The sequence below is a fragment of the Streptomyces sp. NPDC020958 genome, assembly GCF_055562175.1.
In genome coordinates, this window is sequence record NZ_JBVHFU010000052.1 from 1 (window position 1) to 2,378 (window position 2,378).

The window sequence follows — 2,378 nt, forward strand, 5'->3', positions numbered from 1 at the left end:
GATGGTGCGCTGTCGGCGATGGCTGATGCCGGTACCTGGGTTCCGGTGTTGCGGGCCGACCAGGACGAGGCGGAGACGGCGCTGCGCGCGCTGGCGGGTCTGTATGCCGCTGGCGTCGAGGTGGACTGGTCCGCGGTGATCACCGGTGGGGCGCAGAGGGTTGCCCTGCCGACGTATCCGTTCCAGCGCCGGCACTACTGGCCGAAGGCCGCCGCGGCGGGTGATCACGACGGCGACTCGGCCGATGGCGAGTTCTGGCAGGCGATCGAGAGCAACGACGTCGAGGCACTCGCCGGAGTGCTCGGCCTGACCGCCGAGCGCTCGGCGGTCGAAACGCTGATGCCAGCGCTCTCCGGCCTGCGGCATCGGCAGCGCAGTCGCGTGAAGTTCAACTCGCATCTGTACCAGGTGGCGTGGGAGCCAGTGACCGCGGAGACGCGGCCGACGACCAGTGGTGGCTGGCTGCTCCTCGTCCCCCCGGGATTCGCTGAGGAGCGGGTTGCCGCCGAGGTGGTGGAGGCGCTGTCCGCCGATGGCGGCGTGGTCCACCGGCTCCAGGCCGACCCGTCCCAGGTCGGCGCCGTGCTGGCCGAGCGCTACCCCGAGGCCGTCGGCGTCGTCTCCTTCCTGCCCCCTGGACTGCCGATTGTCGACGGCGTCCCGGTGTGGAACGCCACGGTCGAGGCGGTGGCTGTCGAGCCGGCCGACCGACCCGGCGACCCGTGGCAGTCCGCGATCTGGGACCGGCCGTCGTTGACGGGTGGCCGCGGCGGCTGCCTCGACCTGCCCCGGATGTGGGACACCAGCACTCAAGGCCTGCTGCGTGCCGTGCTCGGCGGCCAGTACAGCGAGGACCGGCTGGCCCTGCGCACGGCGGGAGTGTTCGCCAGGAAGGTGCGCGTCGCACCCCTGGCTGTCGACACGTCACGGCCGCCGTGGCAGCCGACCGGCAAGGTGCTGCTGTCCGGCGACGACAGCGGCCCGGTCGCCGCTGCACTCACCCGATGGCTGGAAGCCGCGGGCGCCGAGGTCGTCCGGGGAACGGACGTGCCCTTGGACGTCACCGCGGTCGTCTGCCTTGCGGACGGATCGGCCGGGGCGCAGGACATCGACGTGCTGCTCGGCCTGCACGATCAGACCGTCGGCCGCGACCTGTCGGCGTTCGTCGTGCTCTCCGACGCCGGCGCCCAGCTCGGCGTCGAGCAGGACGCGGACAAGCGTGCCTACGGCGCCTTCGCCGATGCGCTGGTGACGCTGCGCCGTGCGGAAGGCCGTGCGGCCACCGCCATCGCCTGGCAGGCTGCCGGGACTGGAACCGTCGACGGTCTGCGGCACGCCGACCCGGACGACCTGGCCGAGGCACTTGCCTGGACCGTCGGACACGACCACGCGTGCGTCGTCATCGCGGACCTCACCGATGAGCTGCGATCCAGCATTCTGCGCGGATCGCGCCATGAGGTGACGGCAGGTCAGAACGACGGCGCTCAGGCAACCGGCCTGTCGGGGACGGACGGCGAACGTCAGCTCGCCCGCCTGGTCCTGACCCTTGCCGCCGAGGTACTCGGTCATGACGGGCCGCAGGACGTCGACGCCGATCGGAGCTTCCGCGAGCAGGGCTTCGACTCCTACAGCGCGGTTGACCTCCGCAACCGGCTGAAGACCGCTACCGCACTCCAGCTGCCCGCCACTGTCCTCTTCGACCATCCGACACCGACCGCGCTGGTGGCCTACCTGCGGCAGCAGCTGACCGGTGAGCAAGAGATCCTGCGGGAAACGCCCGCCGCGGTTGCGCGGATGCAGGAGCCGGTCGTGATCGTCGGTATGGGGTGCCGGTTCCCGGGCGGGGTCGAGGACCCGGAGGGCTTCTGGCGGTTGATCGCCGCGGGGACCGACGCGATCTCGGAGTTCCCGTCGAACCGGGGCTGGCACGTGGACAGTCTGGACGGCTCCGACTCCGGCTCCGGTGATGCGGGCGCGACCTTTGCCCGAGTGGGCGGGTTCCTGGACGGCGCTGGCGATTTCGATGCGGAGTTCTTCGGGATCAGTCCGCGTGAGGCGTTGGGGATGGACCCCCAGCAGCGGCTGCTGCTGGAGACCTGCTGGGAGGCGCTGGAGGACGCGGGCATCACCCCGAGTTCGCTGCGGGGCACCGACACCGGCGTCTACGCCGGGATCACCGCGTTGGGGTACCGGGTCGGTGAGCAGGACGGTGCCGGCGGTTTCGGGATCACCGGTACGACGGCGAGTGTGGCGTCGGGTCGGGTGGCGTACTCGCTGGGTCTTCAGGGTCCCGCGGTCTCGATCGACACGGCGTGTTCGTCCTCGCTGACGGCGATTCACCTGGCGGCGCAGGCGCTGCGGTCCGGCGAGTGCGGGAT

The 2,378-nt window shown here is 71.4% G+C and carries 1 protein-coding gene; it reads left to right on the forward strand.

Annotation, left to right across the window (positions count from 1 at the left end; genetic code table 11):
* Nucleotides 1-18: 18 nt before the first annotated feature.
* A partial coding sequence (locus ACZ3KP_RS40910) for a beta-ketoacyl synthase N-terminal-like domain-containing protein (protein ID WP_467506218.1) occupies nt 19-2,378 on the forward strand: 2,360 nt, incomplete at its 3' end.